Source organism: Paenibacillus vandeheii, assembly GCF_030433635.1.
Classification (GTDB): Bacteria; Bacillota; Bacilli; order Paenibacillales; family Paenibacillaceae; genus Paenibacillus; species Paenibacillus vandeheii.
In genome coordinates this window covers 40891-56676 of record NZ_JAROCD010000003.1, presented here as the reverse complement: position 1 = coordinate 56676, position 15786 = coordinate 40891, and the positions used below count along the sequence as shown (strand labels likewise).

General features: G+C 47.3%; 12 protein-coding genes. 2 read left to right on the top strand and 10 right to left on the bottom strand.

Translation table 11 applies throughout. From position 1 onward, the window contains the following. Positions 1-4 precede the first annotated feature (4 nt). From P5G61_RS05740 to P5G61_RS05715, 6 genes are all read right to left on the bottom strand, one after another. Positions 5-304 (bottom strand): lasso peptide biosynthesis PqqD family chaperone, encoded by a 300-nt coding sequence (locus P5G61_RS05740; protein ID WP_094936705.1) that lies wholly within the window; start codon positions 302-304, stop codon positions 5-7. Continuing rightward, positions 301-1248 carry an aldolase gene (locus P5G61_RS05735; protein ID WP_301245337.1) on the bottom strand — a complete coding sequence of 316 codons (948 nt, stop codon included), beginning with the start codon at positions 1246-1248 and terminating at the stop codon, positions 301-303. Before P5G61_RS05735 ends, P5G61_RS05740 begins: the two co-directional genes overlap by 4 nt. 144 nt (positions 1249-1392) lie before the next feature. Further along, positions 1393-1524 (bottom strand): paeninodin family lasso peptide, encoded by a 132-nt coding sequence (locus P5G61_RS05730; protein WP_143805395.1) that lies wholly within the window; start codon positions 1522-1524, stop codon positions 1393-1395. An 83-nt stretch (positions 1525-1607) separates the two neighbouring features. Beyond that, positions 1608-3539 carry an asparagine synthase-related protein gene (locus P5G61_RS05725; protein WP_301245334.1) on the bottom strand — a complete coding sequence of 644 codons (1932 nt, stop codon included), beginning with the start codon at positions 3537-3539 and terminating at the stop codon, positions 1608-1610. Continuing rightward, entirely contained in the window at positions 3536-4804 is a 1269-nt protein-coding gene (locus P5G61_RS05720) for a sulfotransferase family protein (RefSeq protein WP_301245332.1), read from the bottom strand. The genes P5G61_RS05725 and P5G61_RS05720 overlap by 4 nt, the downstream gene beginning before the upstream one ends. Before the next feature lie 382 nt (positions 4805-5186). After that, positions 5187-6527, bottom strand: a complete 1341-nt coding sequence (locus P5G61_RS05715) for an MFS transporter (protein ID WP_301245330.1) — start codon at positions 6525-6527, stop codon at positions 5187-5189. Positions 6528-6790: 263 nt separating this feature from the next. Between P5G61_RS05715 and yhbH the strand changes: the two genes are divergently transcribed. Beyond that, entirely contained in the window at positions 6791-7957 is a 1167-nt protein-coding gene (gene yhbH / locus P5G61_RS05710) for a sporulation protein YhbH (protein WP_094936710.1), read from the top strand. Then, the gene (locus P5G61_RS05705) at positions 7954-9393 is read left to right on the top strand and encodes a SpoVR family protein (RefSeq protein ID WP_301245328.1); all 1440 of its coding nucleotides are present in this window, start codon (positions 7954-7956) and stop codon (positions 9391-9393) included. The genes yhbH and P5G61_RS05705 overlap by 4 nt, the downstream gene beginning before the upstream one ends. 64 nt (positions 9394-9457) lie before the next feature. Here the strand turns inward: P5G61_RS05705 and P5G61_RS05700 are convergent, their stop codons facing one another. The 4 genes from P5G61_RS05700 to P5G61_RS05685 all read right to left on the bottom strand — a co-directional run bounded on the left by P5G61_RS05700 (position 9458) and on the right by P5G61_RS05685 (position 15783). Next, positions 9458-11929: an EAL domain-containing protein gene (locus tag P5G61_RS05700; RefSeq protein WP_301245326.1), complete on the bottom strand. Its 2472-nt coding sequence runs from the start codon at positions 11927-11929 to the stop codon at positions 9458-9460. Positions 11930-12111: 182 nt separating this feature from the next. Further along, a complete protein-coding gene (locus P5G61_RS05695) occupies positions 12112-12240 on the bottom strand; it encodes a hypothetical protein (RefSeq protein ID WP_301245324.1) in 129 nt (42 codons plus the stop codon). Beyond that, positions 12233-13894 carry an ABC transporter substrate-binding protein gene (locus tag P5G61_RS05690; protein WP_301245323.1) on the bottom strand — a complete coding sequence of 554 codons (1662 nt, stop codon included), beginning with the start codon at positions 13892-13894 and terminating at the stop codon, positions 12233-12235. Before P5G61_RS05690 ends, P5G61_RS05695 begins: the two co-directional genes overlap by 8 nt. A gap of 140 nt (positions 13895-14034) precedes the next feature. Next, positions 14035-15783: a sensor histidine kinase gene (locus P5G61_RS05685; RefSeq protein WP_363325727.1), complete on the bottom strand. Its 1749-nt coding sequence runs from the start codon at positions 15781-15783 to the stop codon at positions 14035-14037. Between the last annotated feature and the right edge of the window lie 3 nt (positions 15784-15786).

Here is a 15786-nt window from a genome sequence, read left to right as displayed (position 1 = left end):
GGCTCTACTCTCCGCGGGTAACGTCAATTAATCCTTCATGCGTCAGATGCTCAAGGAATTGAACAACCTGTTCACGGCATAGCTCTGGTTCAATCTCATATTCTGAGGCTAACACTTCAACCAATTCATTCAATGTTCGTTCTTCACTGATGAGGTCCCAGATTCGTCCACCCGTGCTGCCCAGGTTATAGTACTTTCCGTTATGAATGCTCATCATGACTTTTTCCCCGCCCATGTCACTGACAAGATTGCCTTCCTTCCGCAACACACGGTCTTCCCCATTCATTGGCTTCGTTGCTGTCATTGTCCTGTATACACTCCTTTACGTGCATGTTCTGTAATCCGGTCAGCCATCTCAAAAGCAGTAAAATCAGATCCTGACCTCGTGATTCTGAAAACTTCGATACTGGCAGACAGTCGTGAGACCGTCTCAAACAGCCATTGTGCCAGACCCTGCCTGGAAACAAGTCCACTACGAAAGGTATGAGAGCACAGCATGTGAAGGCGTTCCAAACCTGCAATTTCCGTCAGCTGTACGGGTTTCAGCATCTCTTCCGGCTTCGGATCAAGTTCGAAAACTGCAGCAAGCGGAACCGGTCTATCATGAAAATAGTGCTGAACAGGTATCGCGTACTTCGTAATCTCTGCATGAACTGTTGCATAATTCTGTTCCTTCATGCCGAATCCGTCGAGGCTGGGCTGCCATAACTTTTGCTGCGGATACCCCGGTGATACGATCGCTCTTCCCCCTGCATCCCATGTCAGTGCCACAACATCATCCGTTAAGAGTGGATAGCCACGTGAAGCAAGTGCAGCGGATAAAGTAGATTTGCCCGCACCCGAATGTCCAACAAATGCATACGCCCAACCGTCAATGACCACCGCACTTCCGTGCAGCGGAAGAATGCCGCGCTGCATCATAATGACCGCCATACATGTGCCCAGCACGAACAATCTAACCTTTTTGTCGTCCGCTCCCGCTTGAGGGGATACCACAATGCGACGTCCTTGCTCCATGAGAAACAGACCCGTATCCTCGATTCGAAAAAAAAGACTGCCATTCCGGGATACAAAGTTATCGCTTCCCACATCCCACTCTTCCCAGTGTGCTTGCAAATCAGCTATCTCAATGTGTACATCCGCATGGACAGCTTCAGAATCTGTACCGTTCTGTACGGTTTGGAGTTCAGGCATGGGGAATTGGCTCAACCAACGCAAGCCATACGCTTCATACTGCACAGGCAACAATGAATGACTCCTCCTTCACAATTTTGCATGTAGATAAAAAAAGCCCTTATATTCGCACTGCTCAATATAAGGGCGGAGGCGAAAAGTGGAATACTGCCCTTTCCGCCCTTCTAAGTATGATGGCACATGTTAAAACTAAACAACTTAGGAAGTTGGATCGTAGAGATCAGCATCGTGGACAGTAATCCAGTCGATCTGTTTGTAACCTACGCCCGCCATTGTTTGGTTCACTTCCAATACTTCCAGTGCTGGTGCTTGCCATTCCTTTTTTTCCATTTGCATCGTGTTCACCTCCTCTCATGAGTCAACGGATTAATGAACCAGTATGCCGGTTCATATCACTACACCCCCTAGCTGCATCAGAACTTTCGGATGAATCGATACACGATCAGGCTATGCATCATCAACCGCAAGTCCGGGTGGGAAGCGAGCTCGGGCCGAGGGTTCGGAAAATTCGCAAGTGCGGACTTGATTCGCTCTGTGTTCAATATGCCGGCGACCCGGCTGTCAGAACATAGCGCACGCAATTCGGCAGTAAAATCACCCCAATTGGGAATCATGCGGTGCAACCAATCCGCGGGCTGAACACCGCGAACTCGCTGGTTTAATCTCACTTTGTCAGGCAGCTCAGGTGAGGTAGCCCGACGGATCAAGGCACGGTCCGTTCCTTGACTAACATATTGTTCAATCGGTACGGACAGACAGAAACGGATCACTCTGGCGTCACTCGTAGGGTCACGCTCCCACGCCCGATAACGAAGAGAGCATTTGGTCGCGACAGCACCATTTTTGTTCGCAATGGCCAGGTTATTGAATTTCTCTGCCCGTACTTTGAGCGCATCTGCTTGGGCGCCGCCTTGCAGAACGATAATGGATTTGAGCCGTTCCAATACACCAGTTCGCCTAGCAAACTCCGGATGGATTAATTGCACCGATGCGGCTTGGGCAGCTCCCTTCGACATGGATTTGAACAATTCCGGATATGCTTTACGACCCGTAATTTTGGCAATTCGCGAGAATTTCATCCCGGTACGTTCACTGTACTGCTGCATTTCCCGTAGCCATCGGAACCAGCGTCCGCTTTTGAGCAAACTGGCGTAATAATCCAGTGCTGGCCCCCAGGAAACCGTAAAGTTGCCCCGTGCTCCAGTCAATAAAATGCCTGCATCCTGCTGGCTCGCTTTTTCATAAAATCCACGAATCCAGAAGGAGTTCTCAAAGTATTTATAGGGCATTTCCATCATATCAAGCCAGGTATCCACTTCACTAAGAGGGCTTCTCCCCTCAAAATCAAGGTAATTCTCCGTGATATTACCGACATGATTAACGGTAGACTGGATAAAAGGGCGTTCATCCGCCAACAGCGTTTTTGAGGTATAATCCGTAAAATCAGACACCGGAACATAGCTGTACGCATTTAACGTTTTCCCCTGTCTCCGCAGTGTTCCTGAGGCAAATCCAACCACTGCCCCAGAATCCAACCCTCCGCTCAAAGCAGCAGCCACCTGTCGATGCGTTCGCAAACGCGATCCAACCGCTTGACCAAATACCTCACGGAAAGCTTCTACATATTCCCCGTCAGACTTGAGTCTTAGAGGCTCCACTTCGTCCCAGCGATGATATTGCTTCTGTTCCAGCCTGCCATCCCTGAAGCTAAGCGTATGGGCAGGAGGCAGCTGGCTCACTCCACGATAGACGGTAGAATGGATATCTGCTGAGTCATGCATGTCGGGAATGGCAAGAAATTCGGACAACCAGATTTCATCCAGCTCTTTATGTACACCTTCCAGTTGCAGTAACGGATTCATTAAGGTACAGAAGGCAAACCGCTGACCATCATGCCGAAAATAAAAGGATCTCATGCCAGTAATGTCTCTGGCAGCGAAGAGTCTGCGCTTGCGATCGTCCCAGATGGCGAAGGCAAAATCGCCAAGCAGTTTCTCGGCCATATGTTCATCCCATCGCTGATACGCACGCAGGATCAGTTCACTATCCGACAATCCTGCTAACTCCGCTCTCGATATAGAGAGCTGATCTGCAAGCTGTTCCCGATTATCCAAAATGGCATCTGCCGTGATGGTCAGACCGCTCACTTCATCAAATAAAGGCAATTGCTCCCTGACCGACTCCGGCGTAATCCACTGGGCGTGGCAGCTCAGGAAGGCTTCATTACCTTTCCAGACCCCCGTTGTATCCGCCGGAACGTGCCCCAGACTGGCATATAGGTGCCAACTGTCCTCCCATAACGCTTGCTGACCATCGGTGTGAACAATTCCTGCTATAGCGCTCATGACTTTCCTCCCCGAAGTATCTTGCGCTGTGAAGCCCAGGCGCTTAACTGGTTACCAAACGGAATCAATGATTTGATACGCTGAATCTTGCTATGAGCAGAGGCGAGTTGTGCCTTCAATCGTTCCCGCTCATTGTACCCTCGCTCCAGCCGATTATCGGCTGCACGAAGTGCGGCTTCCAGTTGCCTGATGGTTGCGAGTGCAGCCAGTGTCGGATCAATCGCTTCTGGTTCACTCGCTTCCGGATTATTGTTATTGCCATCTTGAGTACCGCCCGCTACGTCTACAGGCTGCATCCGGTAACCATGCTGCCAGCTGCAGCCTGTTGCTTCGGAGAATTGACGATCTAACTTTGCAATTACTTCCTCATCCGGGCCAGCTTCATAGCGCACACCCGTCCATTGCTCGGCTTCTTCCAGCTGTTCACTGTACCCCATCCGATGGAATAGATCTGCACCCATTACACGGCAATAAAATTCAACTTCCTGTGGATCTAATATGTTTTTCCAGTTGTTAACAGAATCTTTATGAGCTTCCTGATGCGAGGACAGAAACGGATCACCGACACCCATACTGTAGAACATATTGGACTTTGTGCTATCCGCAAAGCGTCCATATTGCTCTATTCCCTCTTCATATCCGATACCAAGAAAACCACATAGCTTTTCCATTTCTTCCCGAGGGCTGGAGACAAGTTGTTCGTACTGAACTTCATAGGCATTCGTGTGTTTGTCCGCAAAATAATCATTCAAACGGAGCATACCCAGCGTAAGATCGACTGCTTTCATATTAAGATTCGGACTCTGCAAGCTGCGAATCAGTTCGAAGCCTTCTCCAGTATGTCGGTTTACCTTTTTGTAAGAAGCAGCTACGGCAAGGGGGTTACGCTGAAGATGAATGCGCTTGGACTGTGGAAACAGGCGATCCAGCCATTCCAGCATATAATAGTAACGAGGAGATTTATCTACGAGGAAGTCTGCCCCGCTCCCCTCCAGAAATCCGTTATAAATTTCAAGAGCAAAGCTTCTGCAAGCCTTCTCAAAACCTTCGTCTGAGACCATAGCGCTATAAAACTGACGGATGATTGCACTTCCGCCATAGGGGCGGGGATCAGCCTTCTGCAAATCTACAAGATTCATCAGAAACCACATCTCTTGTGTGGCAAATACACGGCTGTGATTTTGCAGCATCACGGTGGATAGCGAACTTCCACTGCGAGGTACACATAGTAGTAAGACAAGTCCGTTACCATGAACATCTACCAAGGGCAGCCTCTCCTCTGTAAAATTAAAATAAGCATGCAGTTGGTATAGCTCTTTATCTCAACATCGGCTATAAAAACCATAAGGGAATAGGTATATTGGATGATGTACTTTCGACAACTTTTAGATACGATATGTATTCATAGTTTTACTCTATGATACAAAATGTATCATGTCAATCTTTTATTTTCACCTTTTCATAATATCTTTCTATTCACTCTATTCTGTTCTCTGTCGTTTAAGCACTTATACATTTTCTATCGTGCTTACTAGTTATGACTGTTGCACAAACATGAAAAAGCTCTGGAGCCGTTTACGAATAAACAGACCCACAGAGCTACTATTATTAATAATAAAAGATTAGCTATACCACATCGTTAACTACTCATCCAGTCGATTTTGCCTCCGACCCTTTCGCTGAAATCGGATGATGCATCCAGCCTTGCTCTTCTTCCTGATTGGCCTGAATTGCATCCGAAATACCTTGCTGCACCTTAACCGTTAATAACACTGCAATTCCAGCAGCGAAAAAGAAAATCAGAGACAGAATTCCCCAGCGGGTTGACCCTGTTAATTGACCCACCCAACCGAATACAAACGGCCCAAAAATCGAAGAGAATTTGCCTGTAATATTAACAAAACCAAAATACTCTCCTGTTCTGCCTGCAGGCATCAAATTGCTGAACAAGGAACGCGCCGTCGATTGGCTTACGCCCTGAACTACGCCAACCAGTCCGGCGAGCAGATAGAAATGAATGGCTGATGTCATGAAATATCCCAAAATTACGATGCATATGTAAATGGACAAGCTGACCATCAACACCTGCTTCGCACCCCAACGCTGTGCCCATGCCCCCAGCAACAATGTGCAAGGAAACCCGATAAACTGGGTCAGTAACAAGGCCAACATCAGATCGGCTGTCCCGATCCCAATGCTTGTACCGTAAATGGTTGCCATCAGGATAATCGTGTTAATGCCATCATTGAAAAACCAGAAAGCAACCAGCATACGCATCAACTGGGGAAAACGCCGTATCTGGCGAAAGGTATGGCGAAGTCTACGTACGCCCACACCAGCATAGCCTTTCCATGACTTGGGCAATTCTGGCGATGCAGGCCGACGTGGGGCATGGCGAAATAACGGAATGGAGAACACCAGCCACCACAACGCTACCGAGATAAAAGCAAGCCTCGTTCCAGCAAGCGTACTTCCCATCCCAAACCAGCCAGGCTGCTGAATCATCAGCATATTGACCGCAAGCAATAGTCCTCCACCAATGTATCCATAAGCATACCCTTTGGAGGACACCATCTCTCTTCGCTCGGCTGATACCAGATCAGGCAGCATCGCATCATAGAATGTGTTGCCACCCGCAAAACCGATGGTCGAAATGACCAGCAGAGTAGAAGCAAGCAGCCAGTCTCCCTCTCCAATGATGCTGAATCCGAGGGTTGCGATGATGCCAATGATGGAGAATACCTTCAGAAAGTCCCCCTTACGTCCCGATAAATCCGCCAAGGACCCCAACAAAGGGGTTAACAGGGCTACACATAACATGCCGATGGAATGGGTATACGCCAGATAAGATGCTGCGGTTCCTGCATCCAGTGTAGCAGCGGCCACAGAAGCATAGAAGACGGGAAGAACAGCTGCAAGTACCGTCGTCGCATAGGCCGAGTTGGCCCAATCATACGTAATCCATGCCTTAATTGCCCGTTTATCCAAATGGTATCCTTCCTTTGCACACATCCCCTCAAAGGGATGTTAAGTAAACACCTGTCCCTATTGTAAAGGAAGTTCGTCACACTTGTTCACCGTTTCTGTAAAAAAGTTCCTGGCGATCTGTGCATTTTTAGCTGATCCCGGAAGGGAAACTCGCGCAATTGTATCATTTTATCTACTCACGCATCACATATCATCCCCGCCCGTGAATATACTTAATTACCGACAGGCCAAACTGTGCCGCGTAATCAATGGGGGGTGCCTACATGTCAAATTCACACCAGCCTTACTCGTTCGTCGTATCCCGGGAAGATTGGTCGCTTCACCGCAAAGGGTACCAGGACCAGCAACGCCATCAGCAAAAGGTTAAAGATGTCATCAAGCAGAATCTGCCTGATTTGATTACCGAAGAAAACATCATTATGTCCGATGGACAACAAATCATCAAGGTACCAATCCGCAGTCTGGATGAGTACCGTTTTGTGTATAACTACCAAAAGCAAAAACATGTGGGCCAGGGAGACGGTGACAGTCAGGTCGGAGATGTCATCGGACGTGATCCCGCTTCGAAGAAGCCAGGCAAAGGTGAAAAAGCCGGAGATCAGCCTGGGCATGACATCGTTGAAGCTGAGGTAAGCATCGAAGAATTGGAAGATATGCTTTTCTCGGAACTGGAGCTTCCGGATCTCAAGCAGAAAGACAAGGATCAGATTGAGACACATACCGTTGTATTCAACGATATTCGCAAAAAAGGCATGCAGTCCAATATTGACAAGAAACGAACCATATTGGAGAACTTGCGCCGCAACGCAACTACCGGCAATCCGGGTATTCACCATATCAGTCCGGATGATCTGCGTTACAAGACGTGGGAGGATAAAATCATTCCACAATCCAATGCGGTCATCATCGCCATGATGGATACTTCCGGATCGATGGGTTCCTTTGAGAAATATTGCGCACGCAGCTTTTTCTTCTGGATGACCCGTTTCCTCCGTCGTCAGTATGAGAAGGTCGAAATTGTTTTCCTCGCCCATCATACCGAAGCCAAGGAAGTGACCGAAGAGGAATTTTTCACGCGCGGCGAAAGTGGAGGCACTATCTGCTCCTCTGTATATATGAAGGCATTGGAAATTATTGATAGCCGTTACCCGCCTTCCAGCTACAACATCTACCCTTTCCACTTCTCGGATGGGGATAACCTGACCTCGGATAATGAGCGGTGTGTCAAACTGATTGGTGAACTGATGAAGCGCAGCAACATGTTTGGGTATGGCGAGGTGAATCAGTACAACCGCAGCAGCACACTCATGTCTGCCTATCGTCATATCAAGATCGACCAGTTTATGTATTATGTAATCAAAGAAAAAGGCGAAGTGTACAAAGCTTTGCGCAGCTTTTTCCAGAAACGGGAAGGAGGCAGCGTAGGATGACTGATGAAATCCGCGACCTTGAATACGCCATTGCCGAGATTATGGAAATTGCCAATGGATTCGGACTGGATTATTATCCGATGCGTTATGAAATATGCCCTGCCGATATCATCTATACCTTTGGAGCGTATGGTATGCCGACCCGGTTCAGTCACTGGAGCTTCGGGAAGACTTTTCATAAAATGAAGATGCAATATGATTTTGGTCTCAGCAAAATTTATGAGCTTGTCATCAACTCAAACCCTTGTTACGCCTTCCTGCTGGATGGCAATTCCCTGATCCAGAACAAGCTAATCGTGGCGCACGTACTGGCGCACTGCGATTTTTTTAAAAATAATGCCCGCTTCTCCAAATCCAATCGCAATATGGTCGAAAGTATGGCAGCGACTGCGGATCGGATCAGCAACTATGAGATGGAGTACGGCACCGAAGCGGTTGAAGCGTTCATTGACGCAGTTATTGCGATTCAGGAACATGTCGATCCACAACTCATCAACCCCCGCCATTTGGACAAACAACGCTATATGGAGATGAAGATGCGTGAGCAGCGCGGGGAGAAAAAACCAAAACCGGAAGGTCGCTATGATGACCTGTGGTCCCTTGATGATATCCAGACCGAGGAAAAACCTGTGGAGGGCATACAAGTACATCACTTCCCACCAGAACCGGAAAAGGATATCATGTGGTTTATCCAGGAATTTTCCGAAGTGTTGACGGATTGGCAGCGGGATATCATGAGTATGATGCGTGAGGAAATGCTCTATTTCTGGCCGCAGATGGAAACGAAGATTATGAATGAAGGCTGGGCCTCCTACTGGCATCAACGCATTATACGAGAACTGGACCTGAACAGTGAGGATACGATTGAATTTGCCAAACTGAACTCTTCTGTCGTGCAGCCATCCAAGCAAAGTTTGAACCCCTACTATTTAGGGCTGAAAATATTCGAGGATATTGAACGTCGCTGGGATAACCCGTCCCGGGAAGAAAGAGAACGTTTTGGACGTCAACCGGGGCAGGGTCGGGCCAAAATGTTTGAGGTGCGCGAATTCGATTCCGACACCTCATTTATCCGCAATTACATGACCAAACAATTAACCGAAGACCTTGACCTCTATGTATTCGAGAAAAAAGGCCCGGACTGGAAAATTACCGACAAGTCCTGGCAAAACATACGGGATCAGCTTGTATTTTCACGCGTCAATGGTGGTTCTCCATACCTGGTCGTTCAGGACGCCGATTACCTGCGAACAGGAGAACTCGTGCTCAAGCATCAATATGAGGGCATCGAGCTGGATCTGAAATATATGGAACGGACCCTTCCTTATCTGTACCGCCTCTGGGGACGTACCGTCCATGTGGAAACACGGGTTGAAGATAAGCCGATCTGGTTCACATATGATGGCAAGAAGCACCACCGCAAGTTTTTATCATAAGAATACAAAAAGCGGCAAGTCCCTGGCATATGGCGGGGACTTGCCGCTTGGCATTTTAGTTATATTAGAGAACCAATGGCGTTCCATGCAGCCTCAACGGCACAAAAAAGTCATGCTCCACTTCGCTTGCTGGCAATGGACGGCTGAAATAATATCCTTGAATTTCACGGCAATCATTTTGCATCAGAATATCCAGCTGTCCCTTCGTCTCGATCCCTTCTGCAATCACTTCCATCTTCAGATTCTGAGCCATCGATATGATCGTGGCTACTATGGCCTGGTCACTTCGGCTCTCCGTAATATCCGTCACGAACGAACGATCAATCTTCAGTTTGTGAATTGGGAAATGTTTCAAATAACTCAGCGAGCTATATCCTGTCCCAAAATCATCCAGGCTGATTTTGACCCCAAGCGCTGTAAGTTCATTCAGAATACCTGTAGACACGGACGCATCCATCATCATGCTCTCTGTAATTTCCAATTCAAGATAGCGGGCATCGAGCCCTGTCTCCGTGAGGGCATTTTTGACCTGCTCCACTAGGTTGGATTGATGAAACTGCTGACTAGACAAGTTAACGGATACCGGAATGAGAGGTCCGCCACTCGCATGCCAAAGCTTCATCTGTCTGCAAGCTTCACGCAGTGTCCAGTTTCCAATCTCATAGATCAAGCCTGTCTCCTCTGCCAGTGGAATGAACACATTCGGGGCCAGAACGCCCTTCTCCGGATGATTCCAGCGAATTAAAGCCTCTACGCCGATCATCCGGCTGTCTTCTGTACGAATCTGAGGTTGATAATATAGGACCAGCTCATCCCTCTCCAGTGCTTTGCGCAAATACCCTTCCAGTTCAATTCGTTCATACAGCTCCGAATCCAGTTGGGCAGTGTAAAACTGAAAACCGTTCTTGCCGTTTTTCTTGACTTCATACATAGCGGAGTCCGCATGCTTCAATAACGCATCCGCTCCGGTTCCATGATACGGATACATCGCGATCCCGATGCTGGCTGTAACGTAAAAGTCATTTTCCTTCAATCGATAAGGCAGCTGAATTGCTCGAACAATCCGTTCTGCCAGCTCGGCCGCCCGTTCCTCCGTTCCCTGATCATTCGTAACAACGAGTGTGAATTCATCGCCCCCCATACGAGCAAGCATGACATTGTCCGTCGCTTTTGGGTCTGAATCCTGGATTGCACGCATAATTCTGCCGCTCACTTCTCTAAGAAACACATCTCCAATGGAATGTCCCAGAGAGTCATTAATCATTTTGAAACGGTCGATATCCATCACCATAACCGCAAATGAATCTCCTGTTTGCCCAGAAGACTTGATCGTGCTCTCCAGCAGCTCATCCAGCTTGCGACGATTTGGGAGCCCGGTCAGCGGATCGTGCAGAGCCTGATGGCGGATGCTTTCCTGCGCTTGCTTCTCCTCGGTGACGTCTTTGATCAGAATGTGGCTTCCCTGATGTTTACCATCAATCAGCACAGGTACTACAGCAATACTTAGGTCAAGAAGATCCCCCTGAACATTTTTCATTTCCCCCATGAAATGCTGCTGGTCACGGCTGTCATCATCCCACACTACATGCTGCATTTCACTTGTCCAATGGATATCGACATGCCGTGTAATCTCATCAATCGAACGATGAATGATCTCTTTTTCCTGGTACCCTGTAATTTGTGTGACTGCAGCATTAATCCCCTTGATTGCTCCCTGAATATCCACCGAAATAATGGCATCGGAATGGTTATGGTACAGGGCCTGATACCATTGCTCATTTTCGTGAATCCGGCGATCCTTCTGAGACAGTCGCTGATTAATAAATATACCGAACAAGGTCAAGCCCAATGCAATAAAAGTACCCGCTGCGATGAGGTATGCGAGAAGTGAAGGCTCAATCTGCATACCCGAACCTGCCATTGTGTCATGTGCATGATGAAATTGTGCAGCTGACATCCCCGTATAATGCATTCCCGAAATCCCCAGCCCCATAATGAGCCCGCTGCCCATCTTGTATACCCAAGTATAACGTGACTGGTGCTGCCGGAAGAAAAACATGAGCCATAAGGCAGCAAATGAAGCTAAAGCTGCGATCAGGATGGATAACACCACCCTGCTTGGTTCATACGTAATTGGAACCGACATGGCAGCCATTCCGACATAATGCATGCTGCCAATACCTGCGGTCATAAGCAATCCTGCGATCAGGAGCTTGCTTATTTTACCTGACTGCTGACCTGCAATATTTAACGCTACACCAGATGCAACGATGGCAAGCAGAACGGATAGAAAGACCTCCCCTGTGGAATACGACACATGCATGGGAAGAACAAAAGCGAGCATGCCCACAAAATGCATGGACCAGATTCCCAAACCCATGGAGAATGCCCCGCAGGTAAGCCAGACATTTCGGGACATACCTTTAGCCAGACTTACCCGACCCGCAAGGTCAAGCGCTGCATAAGAAGCCAACGCTGCAATAATGTAAGATAAAATAACCAGTTCTATGTTGTACGTTCCATGTAGGTGATCCACTCACTCTGTCCTTTCAACCGGGAAATGCCTTGTATGTATGCAAAATGTAAAAAAGAAGCGAGTGCTCTGTCTGGATGACAGGCACTCCCTCCACATCATTTGTCTCGTGACCACCGACTTGTTGTAAAGCCAAAGTCATACATCTCAAACCCGTTAATATTGTTGTATTTAGTCTAAACGTCCTAGCCCTGAAAATCAACACTTTTTTCCAGATGAAATGAATGTTTAAAATCCTCAAATTCCCATTCACCATGCGCCTTGGTGGCGTTTATTTTCCCCCTTTCCACCCTTTTCTCGCCTACCTTATTCACCTTGGACCCGTTCCTCCTTCTTGCGAACTTCGTCGGTCATCGTCTGCTCGTAGCCCTTCACATCAAGCTTGTTGAATTCCTTCACATATTCATCCCAGACCTTGTTAAAGTCAGCCGGACTGGAGAGGACCAGTTTGGGCACATATTTCTTTTGCAACTCCGTGCGTTTCTGCCCATAGATATGGGCTGGTGAGCCTTGATCAAAAGAAATGCTCCAAGCCGGGTACCATGGACGTTCTTCCGGCGCAGCGAACAGCTGGGAGAACGTCTCCACATCATACTTCTCCAGAATGAGCTTGTCTCCATCCGTATAGGAGAACTGGGCAACTTCGGGTTGTCGTTCTACACCGACAGAATTACCGTCAGGCAGAGTCGAACCATTACCGTAACGCGGCCAGCTGTACTCAAAATATTTGAATCCGAACGATTCGCGAAACTCTTCTGAATCTGTTTTCTGAATCATTTCTGATGAGCGCCTAAACCGCCCCTTGTCATCCACTTCGTAGGTCTGTCCTTCGATCCCCCAATTGGACAGAATCTGATTCGCATCCGTTAACAGGTTATCGAAAAATTGGATAATACGGACTGGATCTTCCGCGCTTACGGTAATACCAATCCCACGGTTATTTACAAAGCTTGGCGGATCAGTATACTGATCCTTGGTATTTGCGTCGTATACAATAGGCAGTGCCATATAACGCAAATCGTCGTTGCCCGCTTCCTTCAAATGGTTCATTTCCTGCCCTACCTGCCAGGCATAATCAAAGAATCCAAGCACTTTTCCACTGGTCACTTTCGCAAGATACTGATCATAGTTGTCGACAAAGGAGGACTTATCGAACAGTCCCAATGAATTCATTTCATTCAGCTTCTGCATCCAGCGTTTGGTCTCTCCGGTCAGCCCATAGTCCCTGGCTTCCTGTGTCTGCATATCCACCATGATGGCTCCATCATTCGGATAGCCTGCAAGATGCATGGCCGGGTTGGTAATTGTAAAAAATTTATCATCATACGTCAGTGACAGGAATCCAGTTAATCCTTCATTTTTGTGCTTGTCAGCGTATTGTTTAATCAGATCCATGTATTCATCCAGTGTAGTGAGCTTTGGATATCCAGCCTCCTTCAATACACGACGCTGTACCCAGAAGGCTCCTTGATCCACATTCGGATTAGGCAGATAGTCTCCAACCACTGCGCTCATGGGCAAAAAATAAATGTTGCCGTCTTCTTCTTTCATCAAATTATAGTACGGCTCGTACACCCGTTTTATATTAGGGCCATACTGATCAATTAGATCGTTGAGTGGAATAAATGCACCCCCATCCACGATTTTGTCAATAGCCCCATCCGGTACCATCACATCCGGGTACTTGTTGCTCGCAATCATCGTCCCGATTTTGGTATCAATATCCCCAACAAGGTATTCAATTTTAAAATTAACCCCGGTTTGTTCCTCCAGCTTTTTGCCGATTGTAGTTTCGTTTGTGTTGATGTCCTTGCCGGAACCTGCTTTAAAATACGTGAAAGTGACTTTCTCTGTGCTTTCTTTACCGTCTACCACTGCTCCCGCTTCCGATTTAATCTCACTTCCTCCCCAGGAACACGCCGTCACCATGGTTAAAGCTAATACTGCCGGTAGCCAGCGCTTCAGCATGTGGTTAACCAATAGGTACGCACCCTCTTTCTCCCCACACTAAATGTAAGCACTTTTATTATAAGGTTGAAGACAAACTTTGTTTACCGGATAAACTATAGTTTTTTGCCTTAGAATGTTTGATGCTTTGCCTGGCTTTGTTATTCTTCAAGCGGTAAACCCAATTCCACACGCGTACCTTCTCTGGGAGCGCTATCGATTTGAATATGGAATCGGCTATCGTAGACCAGCTTCAGACGATAGATGACATTCTGTACACCTACGCGATCACCCATGGAGTCTTCCGTCTCCACGTAAGAGAGCAGCTGCTTTCTTTTGTCCTCTGTCATACCTGCCCCGGAATCCTCCACCACACAGATCAGTTCTGTACCTATTCGCCGAATACGAAGTCGAATCTCTCCACCTTCCTTCAGTGGTTCGATACCATGAATGCTGGCATTTTCAACAAAAGGCAGCAATGTCATCTTGGGAATGGAACATTCCGCAGCCTCTGGGTCCAGATCAATCGTATAATTCAGCTTGTGACCAAAACGATATTTCTGGATTTCAAGAAAGCAGGTTACATACTCCAATTCTTCCCGTATGCTCACTTTATCCTGGTTCCAGGTTAGGGCATTTCGAAAAATTTTAGCCATATGATAGATAATTCGTGCCGTCTCATCCTCATCTTTCATGAGGCTGCGCATGCGGATTGTCTCCAGCGCGTTGAACAAAAAATGCGGATTAATCTGGCTCTGTAATGCGTTTAATTGGGCATGCCGCCGCTGTAACTCCAAATTTTTATGTTGAATGTCTGCTACGTAGACGTCGTTAATCAAACGATGGATCGTCATCGTCATGCGATTGAATTCGGCTGTCAGCTGCCCAATCTCGTCCGTCGATTCCGGCTGTCTAATCGGTTCAAATCGCTGATGCTTCACTTTTTCCATGTGTTTCAATATTCGTGCCAGCCTCACGTGGATTGTGCGTGTCATCCAGATAATGATCCAGGTCGGCAGAATCAGATTAATACAAGCCAGTACAACGACGAGGTGACTGGATTTGCCCAATTCCTTGTAAATCTCAGATTCATCGAACACCCCATTGATTTTCCACCCCTCCATTTCACCGGACAAAGAATAGGCCATTTCAAACTCTTTCTTAGTTAGTTGATCCATGACATCACTATAATTCACGAGTTGACTCGTCCATGGGATATCAGAATCCGTCGAGTAATCTATTTGTCCAGCCGGATTAATCAGATAGAGGTTGCCCTGTACGTTAAGGTTGGTGAAAATCTGGCGAATCGTCGATGGCTTCAGATCCAGTCGTACGAACTTTTCCTTCCATCCGGGCAGAGCTTCATAATAATTGAGTTTGCGTAAAATACTGAACGTCTGCCGATTCCCTTCAGGACCGGATCTCATCAGAATGGGTGCGGAGTGTTCACTGTTTACCAACATCCTGTATGGCTCGGACTGTCGAACCTCTTCGGTCAGAAACTCAACTCCCCCGGAAGGCAGTACACTTTCGTTATCCACATATATCGTCAATCCTTGGAGGGAGCGGTAGCCGGAGTAATAATTATTCAAGATTTTGCGAAGATAGGAATCGTAGGCTTCGATATATTGAACCGGATTTGTGTAAACCACATCCAGCATGTTATTTAATATACTGTCCGTATAAAAGCTGGAGGAAAAATCGGCCGCATTGCGAATTTCCCCCATAAATTGACTTCGAATCTGTTCCATTCCTTTGGAGAGGTCGGCCATTCGCTGGGACTTTACGTTCGCTATCGTCACCTGATAGAAAATAACATTGGTGAGAATAACCGGTACCAGCACAAAGAAGAGATACAAGATCAGCATTTTATCTCGCAGTCGGATATTATTAAAAAAATTGAGCTTCACGGT